23 protein-coding genes are annotated in these 23,785 nt (G+C 53.8%); 7 read left to right on the top strand and 16 right to left on the bottom strand.

From position 1 onward, the window contains the following. Positions 1-50: 50 nt before the first annotated feature. The 4 genes from DYH27_RS09165 to DYH27_RS09150 all read right to left on the bottom strand — a co-directional run bounded on the left by DYH27_RS09165 (position 51) and on the right by DYH27_RS09150 (position 2,567). Positions 51-842 (bottom strand): HmuY family protein, encoded by a 792-nt coding sequence (locus tag DYH27_RS09165; RefSeq protein WP_025067727.1) that lies wholly within the window; start codon positions 840-842, stop codon positions 51-53. 18 nt (positions 843-860) lie between these two features. Continuing rightward, on the bottom strand, positions 861-1,454 hold the full coding sequence (locus DYH27_RS09160; protein WP_025067726.1) for a calycin-like domain-containing protein: 594 nt from the start codon (positions 1,452-1,454) through the stop codon (positions 861-863). Then, positions 1,451-1,933 carry a hypothetical protein gene (locus DYH27_RS09155; protein ID WP_013671702.1) on the bottom strand — a complete coding sequence of 161 codons (483 nt, stop codon included), beginning with the start codon at positions 1,931-1,933 and terminating at the stop codon, positions 1,451-1,453. Before DYH27_RS09155 ends, DYH27_RS09160 begins: the two co-directional genes overlap by 4 nt. Before the next feature lie 445 nt (positions 1,934-2,378). Then, entirely contained in the window at positions 2,379-2,567 is a 189-nt protein-coding gene (locus DYH27_RS09150; protein ID WP_025067725.1) for a PG1828 family lipoprotein, read from the bottom strand. A gap of 340 nt (positions 2,568-2,907) precedes the next feature. On the opposite strand from DYH27_RS09150, the gene mtaB reads away from it, so the two are divergent. The 3 genes from mtaB (at position 2,908) to DYH27_RS09135 (ending at position 6,218) form a co-directional block, all read left to right on the top strand. After that, complete coding sequence (gene mtaB, locus DYH27_RS09145; RefSeq protein ID WP_025067724.1) at positions 2,908-4,260, top strand: tRNA (N(6)-L-threonylcarbamoyladenosine(37)-C(2))-methylthiotransferase MtaB; 1,353 nt, start codon at positions 2,908-2,910, stop codon at positions 4,258-4,260. Continuing rightward, positions 4,257-5,297 (top strand): glycosyltransferase family 2 protein, encoded by a 1,041-nt coding sequence (locus tag DYH27_RS09140; protein ID WP_025067723.1) that lies wholly within the window; start codon positions 4,257-4,259, stop codon positions 5,295-5,297. The genes mtaB and DYH27_RS09140 overlap by 4 nt, the downstream gene beginning before the upstream one ends. Before the next feature lie 108 nt (positions 5,298-5,405). After that, positions 5,406-6,218 (top strand): gliding motility protein GldB-related protein, encoded by an 813-nt coding sequence (locus DYH27_RS09135; protein ID WP_013671699.1) that lies wholly within the window; start codon positions 5,406-5,408, stop codon positions 6,216-6,218. Positions 6,219-6,305: 87 nt separating this feature from the next. Here DYH27_RS09135 and DYH27_RS09130 read toward each other — a convergent pair whose 3' ends face one another. From DYH27_RS09130 to DYH27_RS09110, 5 genes are all read right to left on the bottom strand, one after another. After that, positions 6,306-7,229 (bottom strand): DNA/RNA non-specific endonuclease, encoded by a 924-nt coding sequence (locus DYH27_RS09130; protein ID WP_025067721.1) that lies wholly within the window; start codon positions 7,227-7,229, stop codon positions 6,306-6,308. Between the two features lie 123 nt (positions 7,230-7,352). Beyond that, entirely contained in the window at positions 7,353-7,604 is a 252-nt protein-coding gene (locus DYH27_RS09125; protein WP_004353122.1) for a type B 50S ribosomal protein L31, read from the bottom strand. Positions 7,605-7,737: 133 nt separating this feature from the next. Further along, a complete protein-coding gene (locus DYH27_RS09120; RefSeq protein WP_029216345.1) occupies positions 7,738-9,081 on the bottom strand; it encodes a choice-of-anchor J domain-containing protein in 1,344 nt (447 codons plus the stop codon). Positions 9,082-9,105: 24 nt separating this feature from the next. Beyond that, a complete protein-coding gene (locus DYH27_RS09115) occupies positions 9,106-10,341 on the bottom strand; it encodes a DUF5689 domain-containing protein (protein ID WP_029216344.1) in 1,236 nt (411 codons plus the stop codon). 21 nt (positions 10,342-10,362) lie between these two features. Beyond that, positions 10,363-12,936: a TonB-dependent receptor gene (locus DYH27_RS09110; protein ID WP_029216343.1), complete on the bottom strand. Its 2,574-nt coding sequence runs from the start codon at positions 12,934-12,936 to the stop codon at positions 10,363-10,365. 288 nt (positions 12,937-13,224) lie between these two features. Between DYH27_RS09110 and DYH27_RS09105 the strand changes: the two genes are divergently transcribed. The 3 genes from DYH27_RS09105 to udk all read left to right on the top strand — a co-directional run bounded on the left by DYH27_RS09105 (position 13,225) and on the right by udk (position 15,696). Then, complete coding sequence (locus tag DYH27_RS09105; RefSeq protein WP_025067720.1) at positions 13,225-14,268, top strand: endonuclease/exonuclease/phosphatase family protein; 1,044 nt, start codon at positions 13,225-13,227, stop codon at positions 14,266-14,268. 175 nt (positions 14,269-14,443) lie between these two features. Next, positions 14,444-15,028: a uracil-DNA glycosylase family protein gene (locus tag DYH27_RS09100; protein WP_025067719.1), complete on the top strand. Its 585-nt coding sequence runs from the start codon at positions 14,444-14,446 to the stop codon at positions 15,026-15,028. A gap of 38 nt (positions 15,029-15,066) precedes the next feature. Further along, complete coding sequence (gene udk, locus DYH27_RS09095) at positions 15,067-15,696, top strand: uridine kinase (protein WP_025067718.1); 630 nt, start codon at positions 15,067-15,069, stop codon at positions 15,694-15,696. Between the two features lie 764 nt (positions 15,697-16,460). Here udk and DYH27_RS09085 read toward each other — a convergent pair. From DYH27_RS09085 to DYH27_RS09070, 4 genes are all read right to left on the bottom strand, one after another. Further along, positions 16,461-18,560 (bottom strand): protein-disulfide reductase DsbD family protein, encoded by a 2,100-nt coding sequence (locus tag DYH27_RS09085; RefSeq protein ID WP_025067716.1) that lies wholly within the window; start codon positions 18,558-18,560, stop codon positions 16,461-16,463. Between the two features lie 257 nt (positions 18,561-18,817). Next, on the bottom strand, positions 18,818-19,528 hold the full coding sequence (gene pyrH / locus DYH27_RS09080) for a UMP kinase (protein ID WP_025067715.1): 711 nt from the start codon (positions 19,526-19,528) through the stop codon (positions 18,818-18,820). Between the two features lie 98 nt (positions 19,529-19,626). Beyond that, entirely contained in the window at positions 19,627-20,418 is a 792-nt protein-coding gene (locus DYH27_RS09075) for a biotin--[acetyl-CoA-carboxylase] ligase (RefSeq protein ID WP_025067714.1), read from the bottom strand. Positions 20,419-20,433: 15 nt separating this feature from the next. Then, complete coding sequence (locus DYH27_RS09070; protein ID WP_025067713.1) at positions 20,434-20,799, bottom strand: YraN family protein; 366 nt, start codon at positions 20,797-20,799, stop codon at positions 20,434-20,436. Positions 20,800-20,998: 199 nt separating this feature from the next. On the opposite strand from DYH27_RS09070, the gene DYH27_RS09065 reads away from it, so the two are divergent. Then, positions 20,999-21,451 carry a nucleoside deaminase gene (locus DYH27_RS09065; protein WP_025067712.1) on the top strand — a complete coding sequence of 151 codons (453 nt, stop codon included), beginning with the start codon at positions 20,999-21,001 and terminating at the stop codon, positions 21,449-21,451. A gap of 147 nt (positions 21,452-21,598) precedes the next feature. Here the strand turns inward: DYH27_RS09065 and DYH27_RS09060 are convergent, their stop codons facing one another. The 3 genes from DYH27_RS09060 to menA form a co-directional block, all read right to left on the bottom strand. Beyond that, a complete protein-coding gene (locus DYH27_RS09060) occupies positions 21,599-22,066 on the bottom strand; it encodes a nucleoside deaminase (protein ID WP_025067711.1) in 468 nt (155 codons plus the stop codon). Next, a complete protein-coding gene (locus DYH27_RS09055; RefSeq protein ID WP_029216342.1) occupies positions 22,063-22,725 on the bottom strand; it encodes an HD domain-containing protein in 663 nt (220 codons plus the stop codon). Before DYH27_RS09055 ends, DYH27_RS09060 begins: the two co-directional genes overlap by 4 nt. An 88-nt stretch (positions 22,726-22,813) precedes the next feature. After that, positions 22,814-23,755, bottom strand: a complete 942-nt coding sequence (gene menA, locus DYH27_RS09050; protein WP_025067710.1) for a 1,4-dihydroxy-2-naphthoate octaprenyltransferase — start codon at positions 23,753-23,755, stop codon at positions 22,814-22,816. Positions 23,756-23,785: the final 30 nt, after the last annotated feature.

The following is a 23,785-nucleotide window of genomic DNA, read 5'->3' as shown; positions in this document are numbered from 1 at the left end:
TCCGCTTCTTCCGCTGGGGAGTGACTGGAATGGAGGCGGTTATGGGTAATTTAATACGGATACTTGTAATTGATCGTCAGCCAGCACTTGGCGCCTTCGGCATTCATATAGTTCTCCAGCTGCACGGCGGCATAGTTGCCGTTCTTCATCCGGATGATGAACACATGGCTGTTCATGGTGAAGGCCGGCGGCATGGGCGGTATGTCGAGCCGGAGCCAGGTGGAGAGCACCTTGTTGATCTTGATGCCCTGACAGCCGATCAGGCTCTGGAGCATCTGCGACTGGTCGGCCCACACCTCGTTCTCGCTCCATTCGTCGGGCTGGAAGGTTGCGCCCAGGAAGTCGATGCTACTCTTCGGCAGTTCGTTCATCGATTTGTAGTTGGTTTCCAGCACGGCTCCGCCGTTCGTCCGCACGTTGTTGCGGTGGATGGCAATGCTCCACGACGGCGGCTCTTCCTGTGCATCGGCAGGCGTGAAAGAACGCTTCTCGTTGACCGAGATGCCCTTCCCGAAGACATCGAACCAGTAGGTATAGATACCGGTCTGGCCGTCGCCTGCACCGCCCGACAGCGTCGTCGGGATGGGGAAATGGGCGAAGTGGGTCTGCGCCTTCAGCAGCCCTGCGGTGTCCTTCTGCTCTATGTACGTGCGCAGCGAGTCGAAGTCGACGTAGTACCAGTCTTTCCAGCTGGTGGCGTCGACGAGCAGCTGTCCCTCCGTGACGGTCGGAGTGGCCGGCACTTCATCGTAGATGCCGTCGAAAACGCCGCTGCAGGCTGTCGCCGTCAGTAGAACGGCAACGCCTGCAAGCGTGTCTAAGATATGTTTTCTGAGGTTCATGTCTCCCTCTTTATGCGATTACTGCTTTGTGCCGGTGAATGTGCCTGAGATCGGGAAAGGCATTTTCCCCATCTGGTAGGTGTTGCTTACTGTCAGTTTGCCGTCAGCACCTTTGGTAATAGTGACCTTGCAGATTCTGCTGTCAAATGTATATTCCTTGTCGCTGGTCACCGCTCCATTGTCATCCTTGATGATAAAGTGGAATTTGATGTTGTCGTCCTTGTAGGCCTTGATAAAAGCCTTCTTGCTCTCGTCGTAAGGAATCTTGCTGATGGTGTAAGAACTCAAAGTGAGGTTGCCCATCATGGTCTTTTTGAAAGTTTCCTCCGGAACAGTCAGATTGACGGTACCGTCTTCGTTGGCAGTTACCTTGTAGGTGACGGCTTCAGAAGAAGTATATGAGAACAATCCACCTACACTTATCTTGTCTTCCCCCTTGTAGCTCCCGACGAAATTGTCTGTCAGGGATGCCGGTACGAACTGTACGTTTGTGATTTCGCTTGCCTGGAATGTCACCTGTGTGCCGTCAGCCTTGTTGATGACAACCTTCTGTGCCTGTACGGCTGCGGTACTCAAAAGCGATACGATTGCTAAAGTAAAGAACTTCTTCATTTATTGATAAATTTAAATGTCTTGTTTGATGATTTTACGATGAACACACCGGTCTGTCCGTTGAGAGGAGCCTCTACGGAGCCGCTCTGGCTCACACGGGCGCTGCTTACGAGCTGTCCGTTGACGGTGTAGACTTCCACACGGCTGCCCGGCTTCAGGCCTTCTCCTCTTACGGAAGAACTGCTGAACGAAAAGATGGCATGGGTCTCTTCACCGCCGGCGGTGTTGATGCCGGTGGGCTGGTCGGCGAACTCGAAGGTTACCATGTCTGCCAAAGGATATTCCACCGTCTGGCTGCCGGCTTTCAGGACGAGCTTGTCGGCCGTAAAGGTGACGGTCGGTTTCTCGGAGAGGGCAAAGGTCGTGGCCGCACCCGCTTTGTCAGTCACCTTCACATAGTCGGCCGCAGCGGCAGAGACTGTCCCCGCCGATAGCAGCAGCGTGACGGCGAATGTCCGGAATAAATTTTTAAATCTCATGTTGCTGATTCTGTTTATTAAATTTAAACTCAGCTGCAAAGTTATCAGAATTCAGTCAACGGCACAATACCCATTTGTTATGATTTTATTCCGTGTGGGCATTCCGGTCTGTACCCATCATGGCCATCTCCTCTGTCTGTCAGCATGGCTTTTGATGCCGTTTGAATCCTATTGACAATCAAAGGATTACGATACTGCTTTGGAAAGGTGCTTAGTTGCATTGCAGAAGGGCGTTACTTGCCATGCAAGTAACGCCCTTCTGGCCCTCAATTAGGCCTTGTCTGAAAATCATCCGGGGCTTGTCTGTTTTCCGCTCCTGGTCTGCCTGTCTCCCGGATGGCTGATCTGTGCGGACAAGGAAGCGGGCCTCAGCCCCCTTAAAACGAGAAAACCGCAGGACGGAAGTCCTGCGGCCAATTTCTCTCTTTTTCTGTTCGTTCTGTGCTTACTTGGCAACAGAGTCTGCAGCAGCGCTATCCATAGGAGCGGCAGCTGAGTCCTGAGACAGGCTGTCAGAATCCTGCTGAACTGAATCTGCAGTAGAGTCAGCGTTCTGAGCCGGCTTAGAGTTGTTACCACAAGATGCGAAAGAGATAGCTGCTACAGCTACGAATGCTAAAACTAATTTCTTCATTTTCTTTGCTTTTTAAATCTGTAAAACAATCATTTGTTTGTTAAAACGTTGCAAAGGTAAGTATTTTTTTTATTCGGCAATCATTTTTTAAGTACTTTTTTTATCCCCTTTTGTAACAAATGTATAATATACTGATAATCAGTATAATATAGACTTTAAACAAATGTTAAAGTTCTTGATGTGTGCCTGCACAGTACACTTTTCTCCGTTTTCATGCCATCGGAGCATTCTCTCCGGGAAGCCGGAACAGCCGTTTCCCGTGCCGTCTTCTTCCTCCTCGGATGCGCAAACGGCGGCTTTTCTTTGGTTTTGTCTTCATTTTACCGTAACTTTGCAGATTATGATAGATACTGCAGCATTTCAGGGCAAGACGGCCCGTTTCTATACACTGGGGTGCAAACTCAATTTCTCGGAGACAAGTACCTTCGCGCGTACCTTATATAATATGGGCGTGCGGGAAGCGAAGAAAAGCGAGAAGGCAGACATCTGTCTGATCAACACCTGCTCGGTTACGGAGGTCGCCGACCACAAGTGCCGTCAGGTAATCCATCGGATGGTGCGCCAGAACCCCGGCGCCTTCGTCATCGTGACAGGCTGCTATGCCCAGTTGGAGAGTGCCGCCGTAGCCGGGATAGAGGGGGTTGACCTGGTGCTGGGGAGCAATGAGAAGGCCGATCTCATACAGTATCTCAGTGATGCCTGGAACAGGCCGGAGGCCGGGAAAGAACACGGTGCTTCCCCGGCGGAATACCACTCGGTCAGGACGAAGGACATCAGGAGTTTCCAGCCGAGCTGCTCCCGCGGCAACCGCACCCGCTACTTTCTGAAGGTGCAGGACGGCTGCAGCTACTTCTGTACCTATTGTACGATTCCTTATGCCCGCGGCTTCTCGCGCAATCCGACAATCGCTTCGCTTGTCAGCCAGGCGGAGGAGGCGGCGCATGAGGGCGGCAGGGAAATCGTCCTGACAGGCGTGAACATCGGCGACTTCGGGGAGACGACCGGAGAGCGTTTCCTCGACCTTGTCAAGGCTCTGGACAGGGTTGAGGGCATCCGGCGTTACCGCATCAGTTCGCTCGAACCCGACCTGATTGATGACGAACTGATAGCGTACTGCGCACAGTCGCGTGCGTTTATGCCCCACTTCCACATTCCGCTCCAGAGTGGTTCTGACGAGGTGCTGAAACTGATGCATCGCCGTTACGACACCGCACTCTTCGCCCACAAGATACGGCTCATCAAGGAAATGATGCCCGATGCTTTCATCGGCGTGGATGTCATGGTGGGCTCACGGGGCGAGCGTCCGGAGTATTTCGAGGACTGTTACAGTTTCCTCGAATCCCTGCCGGTGACACAGCTCCATGTCTTCCCTTATTCCGAGCGTCCCGGTACGTCGGCACTTTCCATTCCCTACGTGGTGGACGACCGTGAGAAGAAGCGCCGTTCGCACAGGCTTCTGAAACTCTCCGACGAGAAGACGCACGCCTTCTATGCCGCCCATATCGGGCAGGAGGCGGACGTGCTCTTTGAGAAGGCACCGCGCGGCAAGGCCATGCACGGCTTCACGGACAATTATATCCGTGTGGAACTGTCGCCGGCCCAGGCCGATGAAGCATACGACAACCAGATTGTCCGTGTGCGGCTGGGGGGCTTCAGTTTCGACCAAAGCTCATTAAAGGCAGAACTCTTATGAAAACAGCAATCGTCATACTGAACTGGAACGGCCGTGCCATGATGGAACGGTACCTTCCTTCCGTGCTGGAGTTCTCGCGCAGCGAGGCGGAAGTCATCATTGCCGACAATGCCTCGACAGACGATTCCGTGGCGTGGCTGCATAGGCTGTACCCCCGTCTGCGGGTTATCCGGTTAGACCGTAACTATGGTTTCGCCGGGGGGTACAACCGTGCGCTCAGACAGGTGGAGAGCGAGTATTATGTGCTGCTGAACAGTGACGTGGAGGTGACGCATCACTGGCTGACGCCGCTGATTGAGGAGATGGATGCCCATGAGGACATTGCCGCCTGCCAGCCGAAACTGCTCTCCATGGCAGATCGGGATGCCTTTGAGTATGCCGGTGCGTCGGGCGGATTCCTCGACCGCTACGGCTACCCCTTCTGCCGCGGGCGCATCTTCGATACGGTGGAGGATGACAACGGACAGTATGACAACAACGAGGAAATCCTCTGGGCGACAGGTGCCTGCATGATGATACGTGCCCGGGACTACTGGGAAGCGGGCGGACTGGACGGCCGCTTCTTTGCCCACAATGAAGAGATAGACCTCTGCTGGCGGCTGCACCGGATGGGGAAACGTATCTTCTGCTTCCCGGAGAGCTTTGTCTATCATGTGGGAGGGGGGACGTTGCCGAAGTCGAATCCGCGCAAGACTTTCCTCAACTTCCGCAACAACCTGACGATGTTGTGGAAGAACCTGCCCGAAGAAGAGCTGCGCCATGTGATGCGGGTGCGCTGGTTCCTCGACTATCTGGCTGCTTTCCAGACACTCGTCATGAACGGGAACTGGGGCGACTGCAAGGCAATCTTCTCTGCACGCCGTGCCTTCAGGCGGTGGCGGCATGAGTTTGAGCGGATGCCGGAAACGGCGGTCCCGGCGGCTCCGGAGAACACGGGACGCATGGCGGACTGCACGCAGGACGGCCGCAAGAAATATGCTGTCCTCTGGCAGTATTATGCGAAGGGGAGGAGAGTCTTCAGTGCCTTGTCCGACTGATGGTGGGCTTATTTTCGGCTGAAATTTAACTTTTTTAGCAAAACGCTTGCTTTTGAAAATACTTTTTATTAATTTTGCAAACAACGCTCAAATATTGTAAAAAGACCGGTGAAGCATCTCTATTACATATTGTCACTTGTTCTGTTCGTCTGTGCCGGCTGCCAGTTCAAGCTGTCCCCTGACAATGAGAATGACAATTCTCTGCTGTTGGAGGTGGACCGCTACGACCGTCTGGAATACCGTTATCTTACCACGGGAGACTTCTCGGCCCTGCAGCAGATGAATACGGAATATCCGATCGAGACCAGGACGCTGATAGAGGATGTGGTGAAAATCGGCGAAATCACCGACCCGGACATCAATACGAAGTTCCTGAAATTCTATCAGGACACCACGCTCCAGTCGATGATTGCGGCGGTCGAGTCGGAATATGCCAATACGGACGACCTGAACCGTCAGCTGAGCACCGCCTTCAACCGGCTGAAACAGTCGCTGCCTGCCATCGAGGTGCCGAAGGTCTATACCCAGATTTCGGCCCTGGACCAGAGTATCGTGGTGGGTAACGGGACAATCGGCATCTCTCTCGACAAGTACCTCGGGCCCGGTTATCCTTTGTATGCAAAATATTATTCGCCGTCACAGCGCAAGCAGATGTCGCGCGAGTATATCCTCCCGGATTGTCTGACATTCTATCTCATGAGCATCTATCCCCTGCAGCGTTTCGAGTCGCGCCCGCAGCTGGAGCGTGACCTGCATATCGGAAAGATCCAGTGGATCGTCAATCAGATCATGTCGAAGCGTGTTTACCACAGCCGGTATGAAGAGGCCGTGGAGGACTTTATGAAATGGCATCCGAAGACTTCGTATGAAGAGCTCCTGCACATGACGGATTTCTCCCGGTTCAGGGTTCAGGAGAATTAAATCCTCTGGCTGCTGCTGAATGTTCTCTTTCATTCTTCCGGGAATACTGCCGGATGACGGCGGCAGATGGGTGGAAGGGTAGCATTTCTATTGTATGTTCCAGCTTCTGATCATCTGTTCTGCCGTCTTGTTCTCTACATCCCGTTCGATATTGTCGGGCAGATTGCAGAAGAAGTCGATGCCGGTCTTCTCCTCGAGTTCCTTGATACTGACGACGTAGGGTCTGAGGGTAGTGCCGAGATTCCGCTCATGCCTGAACCAGAATCCGACGGCCTTGTATTGCCAGTCGTCCTGTCCTCTGACCTTGTATTTCATCAGGGCGGCAGAGAAGAAGTAAGCAGGTACTATGAAATTGTTTCTGATATAGGTGAACTGTCCTTGCCTGTCGATCGTACCGCCGCGGCAGATGAAGAGGGTGTCCTTTGAGCCGTTGGAGAAAGTGATATAAGTTCTCATCTTTCTTTCCATTGTTTCCCAGATGCCTGCGTTGAAATCGTGGACCTGGGGTTGCATATTGCTGAGATAGAAGGTCTGGTCGTTGGATTTCCGGCTGTTGACCCTGTCTTGCGAAGGACAGAGGTGCCCGTGGTCGTAGCCGGAGCCCCGGTAAGGATCGTAGGGGAAGAAGGCACCGGCAGGGAAGAGCGGATCCATAGGGTAGAGGTCGGGACTCTTCTGGTCCTTTCTTTTCACGGCTTGTCTTGCGTTGCCGGCATATATCTGGTAGCAGGTCCAGCGGTTCGACTTCTTCTCTGTATCCCATTCTACGCTGTAGTTCACCTCGCCGTTGTCCAGTCTGTGGGTGAGGATGACGCTCTTCCCGCCCTTCAGTTTCGGAAATTCCAGCCGGTGTGTCGCCCGCTGCGGGTCTTTGAAGTTGGCGTTGGTATTATTGGCAGTCTCCTCTTTTCTTCCTTTGTCCGTGGGGCTGCCTTCGTCCTTACTGCAAGAGGTAAAGGCGGTAAAGGAAAGTAGCGGAAAGAGGACGGTGATCAGCCTTGTTCTGTTCATTGTTCTTTCTTTGTCGGATGATGTTATGAAACGGGTCCTGTTGAATGCAGAAGTGCGGACAGACGCATATGCAACTACGTCTGTCCGCACTTTATGTATGATTATCGAAGGGGTATTGACCGATTACTTCTTCAGCTTACCGTAGCGGCTCATGAAGCGGTCGACGCGACCTGCTGTATCGACAAGCTTGCTCTTTCCTGTGTAGAACGGGTGAGAGGTGCTTGAGATTTCGACTTTTACCAATGGGTAAGTTTCGCCTTCAAACTCTACTGTCTCTGAAGTCTTGCATGTAGACTTTGTAAGGAACATATCGCCGTTGGACATATCCTTGAATACGACGGGGCGATAGTCTTCGGGATGAATACCTTGTTTCATTTTAATTTTTATCTGTTTGTTAATAATGTGCTTGCTGCAAGTCTCTCGCTTGAATGCAATTCAAGGAACAGACACTCAACAGGGTGCAAAATTACGAATAATTCCGCACCCTGCCAAATATTTCAAGCTGTTTTTACTTTACTTCAACGTCCTTGATCTCCCATGTGCCTGCGGCATGGGTACCATCGCAGGTGTAAAGGAAGCCGATGCGGACTGTAGTCTGACCGGCGTATGCGGAGAGGTCACAGGTTGTGGAAACGAACTTCCAGTCTTTGGCAGGATAGGTTGACAGGGTGACATCATTCCATGTTGTACCGTCGGTAGAAACCTGTACCTTAAAGTTGTTGGCCGCATTTGAGAAGTAGTTGGCAGCAACCATGAATGTGAGCGTTGCCGAGGTTTTGCCAGCGAGACTGAAGACAGGTGATTCCAGACGGCTCTGTGCTGCATAGTCAGTAGTGCCTTTATGTGAAGAAGCCTTCATGTATTTCTTGGAGGCATCATGCTTCCAGATGTAAGTGAGCTCGGACGGGAGGTTGATGTCTTTGATTGTGAAGTTGTCCATGCCAGTCTCGAACTTTGCCGTAAGCACTGCGGTGGAAGGCTGTGGGGAAGGTGTCCCGCTGATGGAGACGATCTTGCTGCCCAGATCCATTTCCATGATAACCTGTCCCTGCTTGTTGGTAAAGGACTTGAGGTTTCCTTTGACAACGACGGTCTGACCAGCTTTCAGGTCTTCCTTCGAAGCGAAGTCGGCACCGTTCAGCCCCTTCCCCGAGTAGACTTTGAGTGTCTTGTCCGTTCCGTTGTCAGAGAGGTAGTAGGTAAGGCTCTTGTGGGTTGCATCGTAGAAGTTGACATCAGAGATGATTCCTTTGACGTATGCCTCGCCACCGGCAGTCTGTCCTGCCTGTATCTTCTGCACGGCTTCGGCCACGGTCCATGCCGTAGCCTCTGTGTTCAGGTCTGCCGCAGGTGTCTGTGGAGCCTTGTTGCCGTTGAGGGAATAGATGTAGTTGCCTTGCGTGAACTCTTTTGTCCCATTGAAGTTGACGAGCTTCCCACAGACAATGACCTTGTCGCCGGCCTTGATTCTGTCGGCCGCCGTGAATTTCTTGTTCCCCAGGTCGTAACCGCGGTAAACAGTCAGCTGACCGCTGGCCGTACCGTCGTCGGAGATGTAATAGGTGGCGTTGCCGTAGTTCGTTACATCAATCTCCTTGACACTTGCGATTGTCCCGGAAACGTACACCTGCTTGTCGAGGTTCTGGCCGGCCTCGATGTATTTCAATGCGGCGGCGACGTTGAACGGGTCGGCCTCCGTGCCGGTGCCTTTCGGCTCAGCGGCAGGCTTGGGAGTCGGGGTGACATTGCTGTCGTCAAAGTTCATGCTGTAAGGTGCCGGAACATCCTCGCAGCCAGTGAGGGCTGTGGCGGTCATAGCCAGTGCCATCATCGAAAAAATAATCTTCTTCATATTTCTGTTCTTTTATTTGTCTTGTTAATTGATGGAGATAATCTTACTGCCCTTTCCTACCTGTGGTGTAGAGGTTGCCTCGTAATAATCTAAGGTGCCGAGAATGACGACCTTCTTTCCGGTACTGATCTGTGAGGCGTCTGTGAACTTTTCACCATTCAGATAGAAGCCGCGGAATACCATCAGTTGATTAGCTGTTGTACCGTCGTCGGACAGGTAGTAGCGTGCGTTGCCATACTGAAGTGACACCTCGTCAACCTGTGAGACAATTCCCTTGATATAGTAAGTTGTAGCATCCTTCTTGTTCAGCTTCGCATAAGCCAGAGCCCGTTTGATGTCCAATGGGTTAGCCTGTGTACCGTCACCCTTGCCGGGGAGTCCTTTGAACGGATCTGCCTTCTCTGCTGATTTGATGTCGTCAAGTGAGCGGATGAGGATTTCCCACTGATTGTTGAAACGTTTGAAGATACCCGTAATGTCCACCTTGCCTGTCGGTATCTTGCTGTTGGCGAATTTGGCGAAGTTGCTGTTATAAACGATGACTTTCTTGCCGTCCTGCTCGTTCAATGTCCAGCTTACGCTGCCGGCACCGCCGGCAGCATCGGCGAATGTGTCTGTCACCTTGGGATTGTTGCTGCTCTTGAAACTTACGTTGCGGATGACACCGAGCTTTCCGCCGTCGGCATCGAGGCTCCATGTGGTGGCATTGCTGCCGACGGCGAACTCTGTCGGTTCAACCTTGTTGCCCGTTGAGAGGATCTTGTAGTGCTGGTCCCATGTGGCACGGCTCATGCGTCCCACGAAGGTCGCACCGTTCTTGTTGGTTGTCGGCACGCCGACTTCCGCCTGCTTGCCATAGTTCCCCACATAGAGGTCTTTCAGGCTGACAAGAATCTCTGTGCCGACCGGCAACGGGCCGTACAGGCCGCCCTGGGCCGCAGCGACGATGATTGCGCCTGTTGCATCCTGCAGGGCCAGTTCCTGGTAGATGTTTCCCCCGGCGTCAGAACTGGTGACGATGCCTTTTATCTTGATGTCGTCAGTCACTTTTGCATAGCTGTTGCCATCGCGGTAGTCGGTAGCAATATAGGTTGCATAGTTGTTCTTCAGCTGGGCAATGGAAATGACATTCGTTTCGGTCAGTTCGTTGTTGCCGTACGGTGCCGGTGCATGCTCATCCGGCTCTGCATAGCTGTCGCCCATGCAGGAAGCAAAGAGGGCGCAGACAGCAGCCATCATTGTATATTTCAGTTTCTTCATAATCGTTCTTGTCCTTTCATCTTAGAATTTATATGCTATATTCAGCATCCCGTTGATGCCGTTGACGTAATATTTCTTCGGATTCCGGTAGAAGTCGTAGGCACGTGTAGTCGCCTCGCCTGTCGTCTTGTTGACGGTGTAGCTGCTGCGGCTCTGCTCGTAACCGCCGCTGACAATCTTCCGGTTGTTCAGCAGGTTGGTGATCATCAGGTTGATGGAGAGACTGCCATGGCGCAGGTAAAGGCTCTTGCCGATAGAGGCGTCGAGCATGAAGCCGCCTTTGCCTTCGCTCTGTGCATACGGGGTGTAATTGCCGTCGGCATCCATGCCGCCCAGTGCCGTACCCATTGTCCGTAGCGTGCTTCCGTAACGCAGGCTCGGTGCGTAGGAGAGGTAGATGCGGTCGTAGTAATTGCCGCTCAGGTCGATGAACCATCCGGCCTTGTGGAAACTGAGGATGCCGCTGTAGGCACTCAGCGGCGTGCTCGCCTCGTGCATTCCTTTATTGTAAACGATGTCCCTGTTGTAAGTGCTCTTGGTAGAGTTCATGTAGATGACATCCGCATTGTTGGCGTTCTCAGCTTCGCTCCATGTCCCGAGTGCCTTGAAGTTGAGGTAGCTGGTGAGCTTGAAGTCGAGTCCCAGTTCAACGCCGTAGTAGTTCTTCTTCATGTTTGTCATGCTGACGTAGGTGAAGGAGTTGGCATCGTCAAAGAAGAAGTTCTGCCATTCGGCCACGTGGGTCATGTGGTTGTAATAGCCGCTGACGTTGGCGTGCAGCCAGCTGCCGGAATACTGGTAGCTGAGTTCACTTGAGAAGATACGCTCGTTGCGGAGGTTGAGCACGAAGTCGTTGTTCATTTCCGGGGAGGCAAAGGCATTGCCTGCGTTCGGCGCACGGTGCTCATAGCCCAGACCGAGCGAGAGGGCGTTGCCGCCGCCGAGTGTCAGTGTGGCATTCGTCTTCAGGCCGCCGGAGAGAAACTCTGCGTGCTTGCTCTTGCCGTCGGAGTTGTCGGCGAACATACCGTTGCGCATATGGCCGACACGGTACATGTTGTCGTATCCGATTCTTCCTGCTACCATATAATGCAGTTTGCCGACTGTCTCGGCATAGTCTGTCCACAGCTGCCCCCGGCGTACGTTGATGTTATAGTCGTAGCCGAATCTGTCACCCTCGTAGACGAGCTTGCCTAAGCCCAGAGTGCCCATTGTGTTGAGGTCGTACTGAATGTGCGGGTCAGTGGCCGGGTATGTCCCGATGGCGTATGTGTTTACGTTGTGGAAACTCTTTGCACCCAGGAGGTCTTCCATCGTCTGGTAGTGGCGGGCAAGATTCTGGCCGAGTGCCAGTCCGATGTTGAGCACCTTGTTCTTCCCGATGTGGCTGGTCAATGTAGACGAGAGGGTTGCCGTCATGTTGTCATTGTGCTTTGCCTGCACGTAGTAGAGGGCGTCCTGTCCGTTGGCGGCAGCCTGACGGTTGGCATAATAGAGCCTGTCCCACTGAATCTGCCGGTTCTCCTTGCTGCCCCACCATGCGACGGCTGTCTTCCAGTCGGCGTATGCCTGTGCCGTCCTGTAGCGTGCATCGCCCTCGTTCCATACGTCGTAGAAGCTGCTCGGGAGGTTCTTCCAGTAGTCCGGCTGCGGATTTTCGCTGTTGTTGTAGTTCAGCTTGGTGCTCTTGTACATCGAGTATTTGGCGAAGAGGCTTGTTGTCAGTTTCGTTTTCTTGCTGATGTCCCAGTCCCATGTGAGGACGGCGGACGGTGCGAAGTCGTTGACGATGCGGCTGTTGCGCTTGTGTCCGTTCTGGTAGCCCCAGTAAGGATTGTACTGATAGTCGTTGGCAAGCCAGTAAGCCTCGTCCGTACTCGCTCCCTGCGAGGCGCGCTCGGTAGGGTTGCCCCATGTCGACAAGGCCAGTGAATGTCCGTTGTCCCACTTCTTCTGTACACCGAAATAGTAGGATAGGGAGTTGTAGAACGTCCCTTCCACGTAGCCCCGGTTTGCCCAGCGGTAGGCGATGCTGGCCGCTATCGCCCAGCCCTTGGCATTGAATCCGCTGGCATAGTTGTACATCCCGCGCAGGGTATAGTTGCGGTTGGCTGCAGAAAGGGTGACGCGGTGTCCGGCGGCCATTGAGCCTGCGCGGAAGTCATAGTTGTTGCTCCCTGCAAGTCCCGTCATGGAGAAGTTGTTGCTCTCGAAGGGCAGGGCAAAGTCTACGTTGCGTGTCTGCTGGTTGATGCCGCCCACCATGGAGTAGCGGAACTGTCCGCTCTCCATGTCGTTCACCGGTACGCCGTTGATATAGATGTCGTTGTACTTCTGGTTCAGCGCACGGTAGCGGAAGCGCATGGGAGAGTACAGGAAACCCACCTGAGAAGCATATACGTTACTGTTCGAGTTGAGAATCGTGACGTTGTCGTTCATGTCATTGTTCTCCCCCAGCTGCGCTTCAGTGAAGGTGAATGCCGATTCATCCATGGCGTTGGCCGTCTGCTCCTGCTTGCCCGTATCGGTGTTCTGAGCGGCCACCATCGACGAACTGCACAGGGCTAAAACGGCAAGTTTCAGCTTTTTCTGCATAGTTGATTCCTTTAAAAAATGTTATACTTTGTGTGCAAAGTAACGAAATAAATTTTAAAAAAGAAAGGCTTTTTGATTAAATTTTCAGGAATTATGCTCAAATCTCAGATTATTTACCGATATTTGCAAGTCCAATGTGACCGTATTCTGGTTTCGGGGCATGGGGCACTGTGTCTGTCGGCGGGAATCCGCTGCCGTCCGCTCCGGCCTGCGACTTGCGGCCGGCCCGCTTCGAGGTACGGCATCATGCACGGGTGAACTAATCGCAAACAACAATATTTAACGAGAATGAGAAAGTTACTATTTGTTCTTTTCTGTACCGTTCTTTTCGGTGCGTCAGCTTCTGCACAGAAGAAGTTTTCAGTCTATGCTGTCGGGTTCTACAACCAGGAGAATCTGTTCGACTGCACGCATGACAAGGGAAAGAACGACTATGATTTCACACCGGAGGGAAGTTATCATTGGAACGAGATGAAGTACACGCACAAGCTGTACAATATGGCGACGGTGCTGTCCGAGATGGGGACTGATGTCCTTCCGGATGTGGGCTGTGCATTGATCGGTCTGGCCGAAGTGGAGAACGACCATGTCATGCGCGACCTTACGGCCCAGCCCGAACTGGCTGCACGCAACTATCAGTACGTGCATATTGAAGGCCCTGACCACCGTGGCATCGACTGCGCCCTGATATATAATCCGAAGCTCTTTTCAGTCCGAAATACAAAGCTGGTCCCTTACGTCTACGACCTTCCGAAGGACAGTATGCGTGCGACCCGCGGCTTCCTCACCGTCAGCGGTACGCTTGCCGGCGAACACGTGACGGTTGTCGTCTGCCATCTGCCGAGCCGCGGTGCAGACTCCTACTACCGTGAGCTGGGCGGCCGCCAGGTGAAGGCCCTGAAAGACTCCCTTCTCCGTGACGACCCGAAGGTGAAGGTGCTTGTGATGGGCGACATGAACGACGACCCTACCAACAAAAGCATACGTGAATGTCTGTCGGCAAAGGCGGAAATCAGCGAGGTCGGTCCGGACGATATGTACAATCCCTGGTACAATGTCCTTGTAAAGGAAGGCACCGGCACCCTTCAGTATCAGGGCAAGTGGAATCTCTTCGACCAGATTCTCATGAGCCCCGGCCTGCTGAACAAAGAGAACAGAAAAGACTTCTCAGAGCTGAGGTTCTGGAAGAGCCAGATCTTCCGCCGCGACTATCTCTTCCAGGAAACAGGCAAGTACAAGGGCAACACCAAGCGCACTACGGCCGGCGGCGTGTGGCTCGACGGCTATTCCGATCACCTGCCGGTGGTGGCTTATTTCGTCAAGGAACAGTAGAAGTCCTGCCCTTCCCTCCGGCAAGAGGAAGAAAGATACAGGGAGCGGCCGTTGTACCGGCAGATGCTTCTGCCGGTTGTCTTAGCTCCCTTGCCCCCTCGACTCCTGTAAATTCAAACCCAGGGACGCAAAGGTGATGACCGGAATCCTTCAACTCCCTTAACTCCGCAGAAAGATGGAAATAGAAACCCATCCCTTTGAACCGTGGCTGCCTTCCAATGCCCGCCTTCTGCTGCTGGGAACTTTCCCGCCGGCACCCAAGCGGTGGTGCATGGAATGGTATTACCCCAATTACACGAATGATATGTGGCGCATCTTCGGTCATGTCTTCTTCGGCGACAAACAGTATTTCGTGAACGAAGCGGACAGAACCTATAAGCTGGATCTGCTCAAGCCGTTCCTGAAGGAGAAGGGGATTGCCATCTTCGACACCGCACTGCGCATCCGCCGTACTACGGGCACTGCTTCCGACAAGGATTTGGAAATCGTCGAACCGGCCGACCTTGACGGAATGCTCCGTTCGCTTCCGGCGTGCCGGGCCGTACTGGCAGCGGGGCAGCTGGCGACGAAAGTCTTCACGGACCATTACGGAATCGACGCACGCAAGATGAAGATGGGCGACCACAGGGAGTTCCGCTTCGGCCAGCGTGTCATCCGTCTCTACCGTGAGCCCAGTAGCAGCCGTGCCTATCCCATGAAGGTGGAGAAGAAGGCCGAATACTACCGGCGGATGTTCGAGGAGATTGATTTGTTAGGATGAGAGGTGCGGCAGCGAGAAAGACAATTAAACCAACAAAGATGAAGGAAAAGATAACAATCATCGGTATAGCCGGCGGAACAGGGTCGGGAAAGACCACTGTAGTGAAGAAAATCGTAGCGAGTCTTCCTCCCCATTACGTGGCTGTCGTCCCGCTGGACTCCTATTATAATGATACGACGGGACTTACTGACGAAGAGCGCAAGGCCATCAACTTCGATCATCCTGACGCTTTCGACTGGAAGCTGCTGATCAGGCAGGTGAATGAACTGCGTGAGGGGAAAGCCATCGAACAGCCTACGTACAGTTACATTCTCAGCAACCGTCTGCCGGAGACCATCCACGTCGAGTCGAAGCCCGTCATCATCGTCGAAGGCATCATGGCACTCAGCAACAAGCGTCTGCGCGACATGATGGACCTCAAGATTTTTGTCGACTGCGACCCTGACGAACGCCTCATCCGCAACATCCAGCGCGATACGATCGACCGTGGACGTACCGTTTCGATGGTTGTCGAACGCTATCTGGAGGTGCTGAAGCCCATGCACGAGCAGTTCATCGAGCCGACGAAGCGTTACGCCGACCTGATTATTCCGCAGGGGGGAGAGAACGTGAAGGGCATCAATATCCTCTGCAGGTACATCGAGGGGCTGATGCCGGAGAAACAATAGAAAGGAGTGTGTATGCCTGAATGCAGGGTCTGACGACTTCCTGTCTGTAAGCAGCAATTCCCTGGAAAATAAAGAAAAGACCATTTCTTTACTCAAAACGAGTTTTGAAGTGGTCTTTTTTTGTTGGATAGTCTTGAACTGTATGATTCCAAGAATGATGTTTGCATTTCGACTCCCTTTGTTTTTCGGTGTGGGTTGTTGCAAAAGATACGATGACGGGCCCCGTTTTCTTCCGACTATTTGAGGAAAAGGTCTCACACGGAGGCACGGAGAGCACAGAGGCAGAGCGTCTCCGATGCGGGGAGAAAAGGGAGCGTTGGGAAGAGAAGGGATGTATTGGGCGTTTTTGTTCATTTGCTGTCGGCGGACTCGCATTCCATGATGGAAATCACGGCTTCCGCTTATCCGTTATCTGACCGATGCCCGCCTGCCATTCAGATAACGCCTGTTTGGCTTTCAGTTAACGCCCATTTGGCCTTCAAGTAACGCCTGTCTGGACTTCAATTAGGCACCTTTTCAGCATGGATTGTAAGCTACTGGAAATCTGGCAGTTGCCGTTCTGCTTTTTGTATGGTTCATACAGGTGGACATGGGGGCTGCAACGTAATCCGGTCTCCTGCCGGAAAACGCCGAAAGGGGCTGTATCAGAAGTAAGCCTGGGTTTCATCCCGGTTTCTGATACAGCCCCTTTTGTCAATGTGTCATCGTCCGGCGGGTGTGCCGTAGCAGCAGCTCGCAGGAACGGATGACGCTATGCGTAAATCCTATTGTCTCTTCGCCCGGTAGCGTTCCAGCCCCTTGTCAAGGAAACTGAGGTAGGCAGGCACATCCTCCTTGAAGCTGAAGCTGCCGTTCAGCGGTCTGCCGGTATTGTCCAGAGGGACATAGAACGGCTGTGCCAGATAGCCGAACTTCGTCTGCTCCAGGTAGCTCCACTTGTCGCCGACGGTACGCAGCGTGCGGGTGCTTCCGTCAGCAGATTTCACCTGTACAGGCTGTTTCAGCGGCGTCTTGTCGTCTACATAGAGCGAGATGAGCACGTAATCCTTCATGAGCCTGTCGGCCACGCGTGCGTCGGTCCATACGGATGCCTCCATCTTCCGGCAGTTGACACAGCCGAAGCCGGTGAAGTCGATCAGGACCGGCTTGCCGGCTGCTGCCGCCGCGCGCATCCCCTCCTCATAGTCGGTGTACTGGGCATGGACGCTCTGCGGGGCAAGGTTGAAGTCCTGCGTGTTGATGGGAGGGGCGAAGGCGCTGACCGCCTTGCAGGGTGCGCCCCACAGTCCCGGGAGCATATAGACGGAGAAGGCCAGAGAACACAGTCCCAGCATGATGGCCGGTACCGGCATCGCTTTCTGCTCCGGGTCGTCGTGCGGGAACTTGAGCCTGCCGATGAGGTAAAGGCCCAGCAGACCGAAGAGTACGATCCAGATCGAGAGGAAGGTCTCACGGTCGAGGATGTGCCAGCCGTAAGCGAGGTCGGCCACAGAGAGGAACTTCAGCGAGAACGCCAGTTCGATGAAGCCCAGGACCACCTTGATCATGTTCATCCACGAGCCGGACTTCGGGGCCTGCTTCAGCCAGGAAGGGAAGAGGGCGAAGACCGTAAAGGGCAGGGCGAGTGCCAGGGCGAAGCCAAACATACCGACGGCCGGCGCCACCCAGTCGCCGCTTGTGGCCGCCTGGACAAGGAGCAGGCCTACCACTGGGGCTGTGCAGGAGAAACTTACCAGCGACAGGGTGAATGCCATCAGGAAAATGGAGAGCAGACCGGTCGTGGCGGAAGCCTTGTTGTCGACCGCATTGCCCCATGAGGAGGGCAGCCGGAGCTCGAACCAGCCGAAGAAGCTGAAGGCGAAGACCAGCAGCAGCAGGAAGAAGAAGATGTTGAAAGGGGCGTTCGTGGCCAGTTCGTTCAGTTTCTGTGGGCCGAAGGCGGCCGTAATCAGCGTTGCCAGCCCCATGTAGATGACGATGATGGACAGGCCGTACGTGACCGCATCGCGGATGCCTTTCCTGCGGTCGTCCTTGGCCCGCTTGAGGAAGAAGCTGACCGTCATCGGGATGATCGGCCATACGCAGGGGGTCAGCAGAGCCACCAGACCGCCTGCGATGCCCATGAAGAAGATCGCCCACAGGGACCTGCTGCCGCCGTCCTTCGTGTTGTTGAACGCTGACAGTTCCTTGATGACGGGCTTCCACAGGTCGGCGTCCGGCGTGGTCTGCACGCTTGCCTGCCGTGCGGAGACCGCCGTGTCGACCTGCTGTACGGCCTTGCCGCCGGCGGTGTCGGCCGTCATGGTGGCAAGTGCAGATAAACCATCAGCTGCCACGGGGGTGGCAGCTGTTGTCGTTTTATCGGTTTCGGTGTTGGATGCCGTCGGTGTGGCTGCCGGTGCGGAGGCAGGTCCGTTGCCTTTGAAGTTGAACTCTTCCTGCATCGGCGGCATGCACATCTCGTCATTGCAGGTGCCGTACTCCAGATAGCCTTTTATGCTGTAGGTCTTGGCGGTAATCTTGTAACGCTGCACGAAGCTGGCGCTGTGCTCGAAGTAACGGAGCGTCATCTCGAAGTTCTTGTCATACGCGCTTGTCTCCTTGCCGTGGGGTGTCAGCCTGCCGACAGGTGTCAGGCCCTCGCTTTTCTCTACGTGCAGGCTCGCCGATGTAGGGCCGCCGGCCGGCAGGTTGGTGGAATAGATATGCCATCCCTGGTCGATCTTCGCCGTGAAGACGATGTCGACCTCTGTCGGCGACACCTGTTTCTGCTGCACAGAGAAGTGAACAGGCTTCTGCTGTGCCATGGCGGTCAGGCTTAGCAACAGTGTGAAGAGAAAAAGTAAAGTGTTTCTTTTGTTCATTGATCTGTAAATTTGGTATTTTGCCTGCAAAGATAAGAAAATTATTTCTTACTATTCATGGACAATGTATAGATTAAGGAATTATAACAGCTGCTTCTCCGTATACGCAGGTACTGTGGACAGAAAGAATGTAGACAGAATGGAAGAGCGTCCGAGAGGGGCGAATACACTGAAAGAAGACAGACAGAACGACAATTCATTCCGTCCTTCTGCTTATTCAATCCTTCTGTCTTGTTGTCATTCTGTCTACTCAGTTTTCAGTTGTGTACCAGCGTGCCGATGTCTTCTCCGTCAATCACCTTCTTCAGGTTGCCGACGACATCCATGTTGAAGACGTAGATCGGCAGGCCGTTTTCTTTGCACATGGTCGTCGCAGTGAGGTCCATCACCTTGAGGCCCTTGTTGTAGATTTCGTCGTAAGTGATTTCGGTGAATTTCGTGGCGGTCGGGTCTTTCTCGGGGTCGGCCGTATAGATGCCGTCCACACGGGTTCCCTTGAGCATGACATCGGCCTCTATCTCAATGCCTCGCAGGCTCGACCCTGTGTCCGTCGTGAAATAAGGACAGCCTGTTCCTGCCGAGAAGACACATACGTAGCCTGCCTCCATCGCCTCGATGGCTTTCCACTTGCTGTAGAATTCGCCGATCGGTTCCATCCGGATAGCCGTCAGCACCTTGGCTTTCACGCCGATGGCCTCGAGTGCCGAGCTCAGTGCAAGGGAGTTGATGACGGTGGCACACATACCCATCTGGTCGCCTTTCACGCGGTCGAAGCCTTTTTGGCTGCCGCTCAGTCCCCGGAAGATGTTGCCGCCGCCGATTACGATACCGATCTGTACGCCCATGTCGTGTACTTCCTTGATCTGCCTGGCATAGTCGCCGAGCCGCTCCGGATCGATGCCGAAGCCCTGTTTTCCCATCAGGCTCTCGCCGGAGAGCTTCAGGAGTATTCTTTTGAATCTTGCCATTGTATTTAGGAGTTTGTTTTGGAGTTGAAGGAGTCAGAGGAGTTAATGCCAAATGTGATGTCAACTTCTTTAACTCCTTTGATCACATTAACTTCTGATTAAACAATAAATTCCACCTCTTTGAACTGATAGGAACGGATGCTGCCGTTGCGGTCGCGGAGAATCAGATGGCCGTCGTCCTCCACCTCGATGATGGATCCGTTGAAATCGCCGTCGGCATCACGGAACCGGTGGAAGCCGCCGCGCCGGTACAATGCCTCGTGGTACATCGCACTGATGTCATTGTAGCCGCCCATCTCCAGCAGATGGTAGAAGTCGGAGAACTTCCTGATGATCTTGTCCAGCAGTTCGTCCTTGTCCACTTCGTGCCCTAAGATCTGACAGAGAGAAACAGGGTTGGGCGCATCGCTGTGGAAGACGGTCTGGTTGACATTCAGTCCCACGCCGAAGATACAGTCCTTGATGTGGCCGCCGCCGAGTTTCGTCTCGATCAGTGTCCCGCTCAGTTTCCGGTCTTTCCAGTAAATATCATTCGGCCATTTCAGGCGTATGTCGTCTTTTACATAGTCTGCCAGTGCCTCCTTCAAGGCCAGCGCACCAGCTTCCGAGAGCAGAAACCGGCTGCGGACGGGCAGCATTACGGGGTGGACAAGGACTGAGAAGAGGAGATTCTTGCCGGCCTCACTCTCCCAGGTATTCGCCCCCTGTCCCCGCCCTGCCGTCTGATAGGCGGCAACGGCGACGGTCATCGGTTCGTCTGCAGCAGGCGTGTAGGTACGCAGGAAAGAATTGGTGCTGTCCACGGTCTCCAGTCTTACCGTTTTTATCTTTGTCTCTGTTGTTACAACGGAAGGCTTGAAGAGTCCTAATACGGCATCTATGATTCTCATTTTGTCAGCTGTTCTTTATATGAAAGGCAGAAAGGCATCTTTTACATGGCGTACCTCGCTTGTTCCTGCAGGCTGTCCCACGACGGTGATGATGTCGAAACGGATGTCGAGACTGATGCCGTACCGTTTGACATAGGCATTGGCTGCGAGGGAGAGCGATCGCACTTTCTGTGGTGTGACGGCCTCGTCGGCATCGGCGAACTGCTCGTCCTTCCGTGTCTTCACCTCGGCGATGACAAGCACGCCGTCGTCTACCGCAACGATGTCCAGGTCGCGGTGGCGGTAGTCCCAGTCACGGTGGAGAATGGTATATCCCAGCTGGCGGAGATAGCTTGCCGCCACGTCCTCTCCCCATCTGCCCAGTTCGTTATGGTATGCCATGCGTCTTTCCTTTGTCGGGAGGAGTTGATCCGGTACCTGTGCAGGCTGTGCTGCCGGTTTGTCTGGAGTCCGGATGCGCCTCCACCCTTGTTATCTCTTCGAATCTGTTGCTCCTGCCCAGATCGGCTACATTATTATTTACAGTACAAAGTTAGGATAATCTTTCGTAAAATCAAAATAAAACCTGTATTTTTGCACCATGAGTACAGAAGAGCAGATGAAGAAAGACCTGTACTATATGCAGCGTGCCTTGGACGAGGCCGGGGCTGCTTATAGAGAGGGGGAGATTCCGGTCGGTGCCGTGGTGGTATGCCGCGACCGCATCATCGCCCGGGCGCACAACCTTACCGAGACGCTCAACGACGTGACGGCTCATGCCGAAATGCAGGCCATCACGATGGCTGCCGGCGAGCTGGGCGGAAAGTACCTGCAGGACTGTACACTGTACGTCACTGTAGAGCCGTGTGTCATGTGTGCCGGCGCCATCGGGTGGGCGCAGTTCCGCCGCATTGTCTACGGATGTCCGGATGAGAAGCGGGGCTATCACCTCTATGCGCCCAAGGCACTGCATCCCAGGGCAGATGTCACGTACGGTGTGATGGGGGAGGAGTGCAAGGCCCTCATGCGGCGTTTCTTCCAAGAAAGGAGGTAGTGGCAGAACGGAGGCGTCATCAAACTTTGTTCTGATATTCCCGGTCAGCGCTGTTCGCCTTGTCGATGCGTGGATTGCCCCTTTATGTGACCGGTCCCGAATAAAAAAAGCCAGTGCAGACGGTTTGCACTGGCATGTTCCCTTTTGTTAGTATTCTGTCTTGTCGGTCTTTGCAGTCCACTGCTCAAAGACCTTGATGGCCTCGTTACGCAGGAGTATTTCCGATGGCTTCTTACGGTATTGCGGTTTCAGCTCTATTTCCTGATAGATGAAATCGTCATCGAACCCGATTCCGGCCGCATCCTTGCGGTCGTTGGCATAGTAGATTTTGTCGAGGTGCGCCCAGTAGATGGCACCCAGACACATCGGGCATGGTTCGCAGGAGGTGTAGATTTCGCAGCCGGTGAGGTCGAAGGTGTTCAGCTTTTGGCAAGCCTTGCGGATGGTGGAGACCTCCGCATGGGCTGTCGGGTCGTTGTAGATAGTCACGCCATTGCTTCCCTCGGCGATGATTTCGCCATTGCGTACAATGACAGCTCCGAACGGTCCGCCGCCGTTCCGCACGCTGTCGGCAGAGAGTTCAATCGCCCTCCGCATCAGTTCTTCTTTCGTCATTTCGTATGGTTTATGATTTGTTCTTCTATTTTTCTGTGTATCTGACTGTAGAGATGCCGGAACACTTCATGCAGTTCCGTCTCATTGTCGATGGTCTTTCGGATGGCCTCGAGGTTCCGGGCATTCGGCGAGCCGGGAATCCATAGCCTCAGGTAGCCTGTCCGGCCGTATTTCTCCTTCATGTGGGTGTGGAAACGTTCCCACATCTGGTCTTCGTCCATCTCGGGGTAGTTCTCAATGCCAAAGAGTATGGCGCGCGAGAAGACGACCTCCGGTTCCAGATCCCGGTCGGCTTCGGCGACAATCTTGCCATAGATGCTGCGTGGTGTGCGCGAACTGCTGGCACGGTGGTCTTCGACGGCTTCCTTCATGATCTTCAGCTGTTCGGCAGAGAACCATTTGCGGAGCCGTGCATCAGCCATGAGAATCCTTCCGCTGGTGATGTGATGGATGGCTCGAGGTCCTTCCATGCCCAGATCGTGATAGGCTGCAATGACATATACCATATTCACATCGGCTCCTGTGACGGCTGCCAGGGCAAGCGAATTCCTGATGACGCGCTGGACATGGCCGAGACCGTGGCTCTGTCCGAAAGCATTATAGCGTGGGAGAATCTGACGCTCCACGAAGGTCATTATTTCGAGGTTGGGTTGAGGCATGATAGGCGGTGATAGGTGGTGATAGGAGGTAATAGGCGGTGATAAGCAGTGTAGGCGATGATAAGCGCTGATAGTGAGGCGTAAGACTTTACGAGATGAGGATGGCGAGGGCGGTTGAGAGCCCATAGACAAACATATTGCGGGCTGTCTGTGCGAGAATGATGTTCAGGTCTCTTCCCTGCTTTATCCTTATCATGAGCGCACTGGTTTTCCCATGGAGAATCCCGTAAGGTGCATAGAGGACCAGTGCCAGGCCACAATAGAGAATTCCGTTCTCTCTCCCGACGAACAGGAGGTTGTACACCAGCAGAATCCCCAGGACACCCAGCCATTGATACAGCTTCTCTGTCCGCCTTGTCCCTAAGCGAACGACGAGCGTTCTCTTTCCGTCCCTCCAGTCATTGTCCCGGTCCCGGTAATTGTTGACCACAAGGAGGGTGTCAACGACCAGACCACAGGCCAGCCCCGACAGAATCACGTCTGCACAGACTGCCTGAAGATGATCGGGAAGAATCACATAGGGGGTGAATGTCACGGGAACAAGACCAAAGAAGACAAGTACCAGCACATCGCCCAGGCCGAGATAAGAGAAGAACGTAGTATAGAGAAAGGCAAAGAGGACACAGGCCGCCCCTACGCCGATCATTTCCCAGCCACCGTAGAAGACAAGCGGGAGACCGGCCATACAGGCAAGAAGCGATGTGACGGCCATTCCTGCACGCATCGCCGGGAGTGTTATCCAGCCTTCCGAGCAGGCCCGCTTCGGCCCCAGCCGGGTGGAACGGTCATCATTCCCTCTCACACAGTCAAAATAGTCATTGATGAGGTTTGAGTCTATCTGCATCAAGAAGGCAAAGAGGAAACAGAGTACCGCCGGGACAATCCGGAAATGTTCGCTGCCGCCCAGCTTCCATGCCCATGCCGCACCGATCATTACCGGCACCATTGCGCCCGTAAGTGTCTTGGGGCGTGCGGCGAGCACCCATGCTGCAAGGCTGTTGGTCTTTATCTTGTCGTTTTCTGAAACCACTTTATTTATGATGTGAATATCGTTTTCTGG

This window comes from Prevotella denticola, from assembly GCF_900454835.1.
GTDB classification, from domain to species: Bacteria; Bacteroidota; Bacteroidia; order Bacteroidales; family Bacteroidaceae; genus Prevotella; species Prevotella denticola.
This window is presented reverse-complemented; position numbering and strand designations above follow the sequence as displayed.

Bases quoted from the DNA above. Each gene is read 5' to 3' on its own strand.
- DYH27_RS09165 (WP_025067727.1), bottom strand. From the start codon at position 842: ATGAACCTCAGAAAACATATCTTAGACACGCTTGCAGGCGTTGCCGTT.
- DYH27_RS09160 (WP_025067726.1), bottom strand. From the start codon at position 1,454: ATGAAGAAGTTCTTTACTTTAGCAATCGTATCGCTTTTGAGTACCGCA.
- DYH27_RS09155 (WP_013671702.1), bottom strand. From the start codon at position 1,933: ATGAGATTTAAAAATTTATTCCGGACATTCGCCGTCACGCTGCTGCTA.
- DYH27_RS09150 (WP_025067725.1), bottom strand. From the start codon at position 2,567: ATGAAGAAATTAGTTTTAGCATTCGTAGCTGTAGCAGCTATCTCTTTC.
- mtaB (WP_025067724.1), top strand. From the start codon at position 2,908: ATGATAGATACTGCAGCATTTCAGGGCAAGACGGCCCGTTTCTATACA.
- DYH27_RS09140 (WP_025067723.1), top strand. From the start codon at position 4,257: ATGAAAACAGCAATCGTCATACTGAACTGGAACGGCCGTGCCATGATG.
- DYH27_RS09130 (WP_025067721.1), bottom strand. From the start codon at position 7,229: ATGAACAGAACAAGGCTGATCACCGTCCTCTTTCCGCTACTTTCCTTT.
- DYH27_RS09125 (WP_004353122.1), bottom strand. From the start codon at position 7,604: ATGAAACAAGGTATTCATCCCGAAGACTATCGCCCCGTCGTATTCAAG.
- DYH27_RS09120 (WP_029216345.1), bottom strand. From the start codon at position 9,081: ATGAAGAAGATTATTTTTTCGATGATGGCACTGGCTATGACCGCCACA.
- DYH27_RS09115 (WP_029216344.1), bottom strand. From the start codon at position 10,341: ATGAAGAAACTGAAATATACAATGATGGCTGCTGTCTGCGCCCTCTTT.
- DYH27_RS09110 (WP_029216343.1), bottom strand. From the start codon at position 12,936: ATGCAGAAAAAGCTGAAACTTGCCGTTTTAGCCCTGTGCAGTTCGTCG.
- DYH27_RS09105 (WP_025067720.1), top strand. From the start codon at position 13,225: ATGAGAAAGTTACTATTTGTTCTTTTCTGTACCGTTCTTTTCGGTGCG.
- DYH27_RS09100 (WP_025067719.1), top strand. From the start codon at position 14,444: ATGGAAATAGAAACCCATCCCTTTGAACCGTGGCTGCCTTCCAATGCC.
- udk (WP_025067718.1), top strand. From the start codon at position 15,067: ATGAAGGAAAAGATAACAATCATCGGTATAGCCGGCGGAACAGGGTCG.
- DYH27_RS09085 (WP_025067716.1), bottom strand. From the start codon at position 18,560: ATGAACAAAAGAAACACTTTACTTTTTCTCTTCACACTGTTGCTAAGC.
- pyrH (WP_025067715.1), bottom strand. From the start codon at position 19,528: ATGGCAAGATTCAAAAGAATACTCCTGAAGCTCTCCGGCGAGAGCCTG.
- DYH27_RS09075 (WP_025067714.1), bottom strand. From the start codon at position 20,418: ATGAGAATCATAGATGCCGTATTAGGACTCTTCAAGCCTTCCGTTGTA.
- DYH27_RS09070 (WP_025067713.1), bottom strand. From the start codon at position 20,799: ATGGCATACCATAACGAACTGGGCAGATGGGGAGAGGACGTGGCGGCA.
- DYH27_RS09065 (WP_025067712.1), top strand. From the start codon at position 20,999: ATGAGTACAGAAGAGCAGATGAAGAAAGACCTGTACTATATGCAGCGT.
- DYH27_RS09060 (WP_025067711.1), bottom strand. From the start codon at position 22,066: ATGACGAAAGAAGAACTGATGCGGAGGGCGATTGAACTCTCTGCCGAC.
- DYH27_RS09055 (WP_029216342.1), bottom strand. From the start codon at position 22,725: ATGCCTCAACCCAACCTCGAAATAATGACCTTCGTGGAGCGTCAGATT.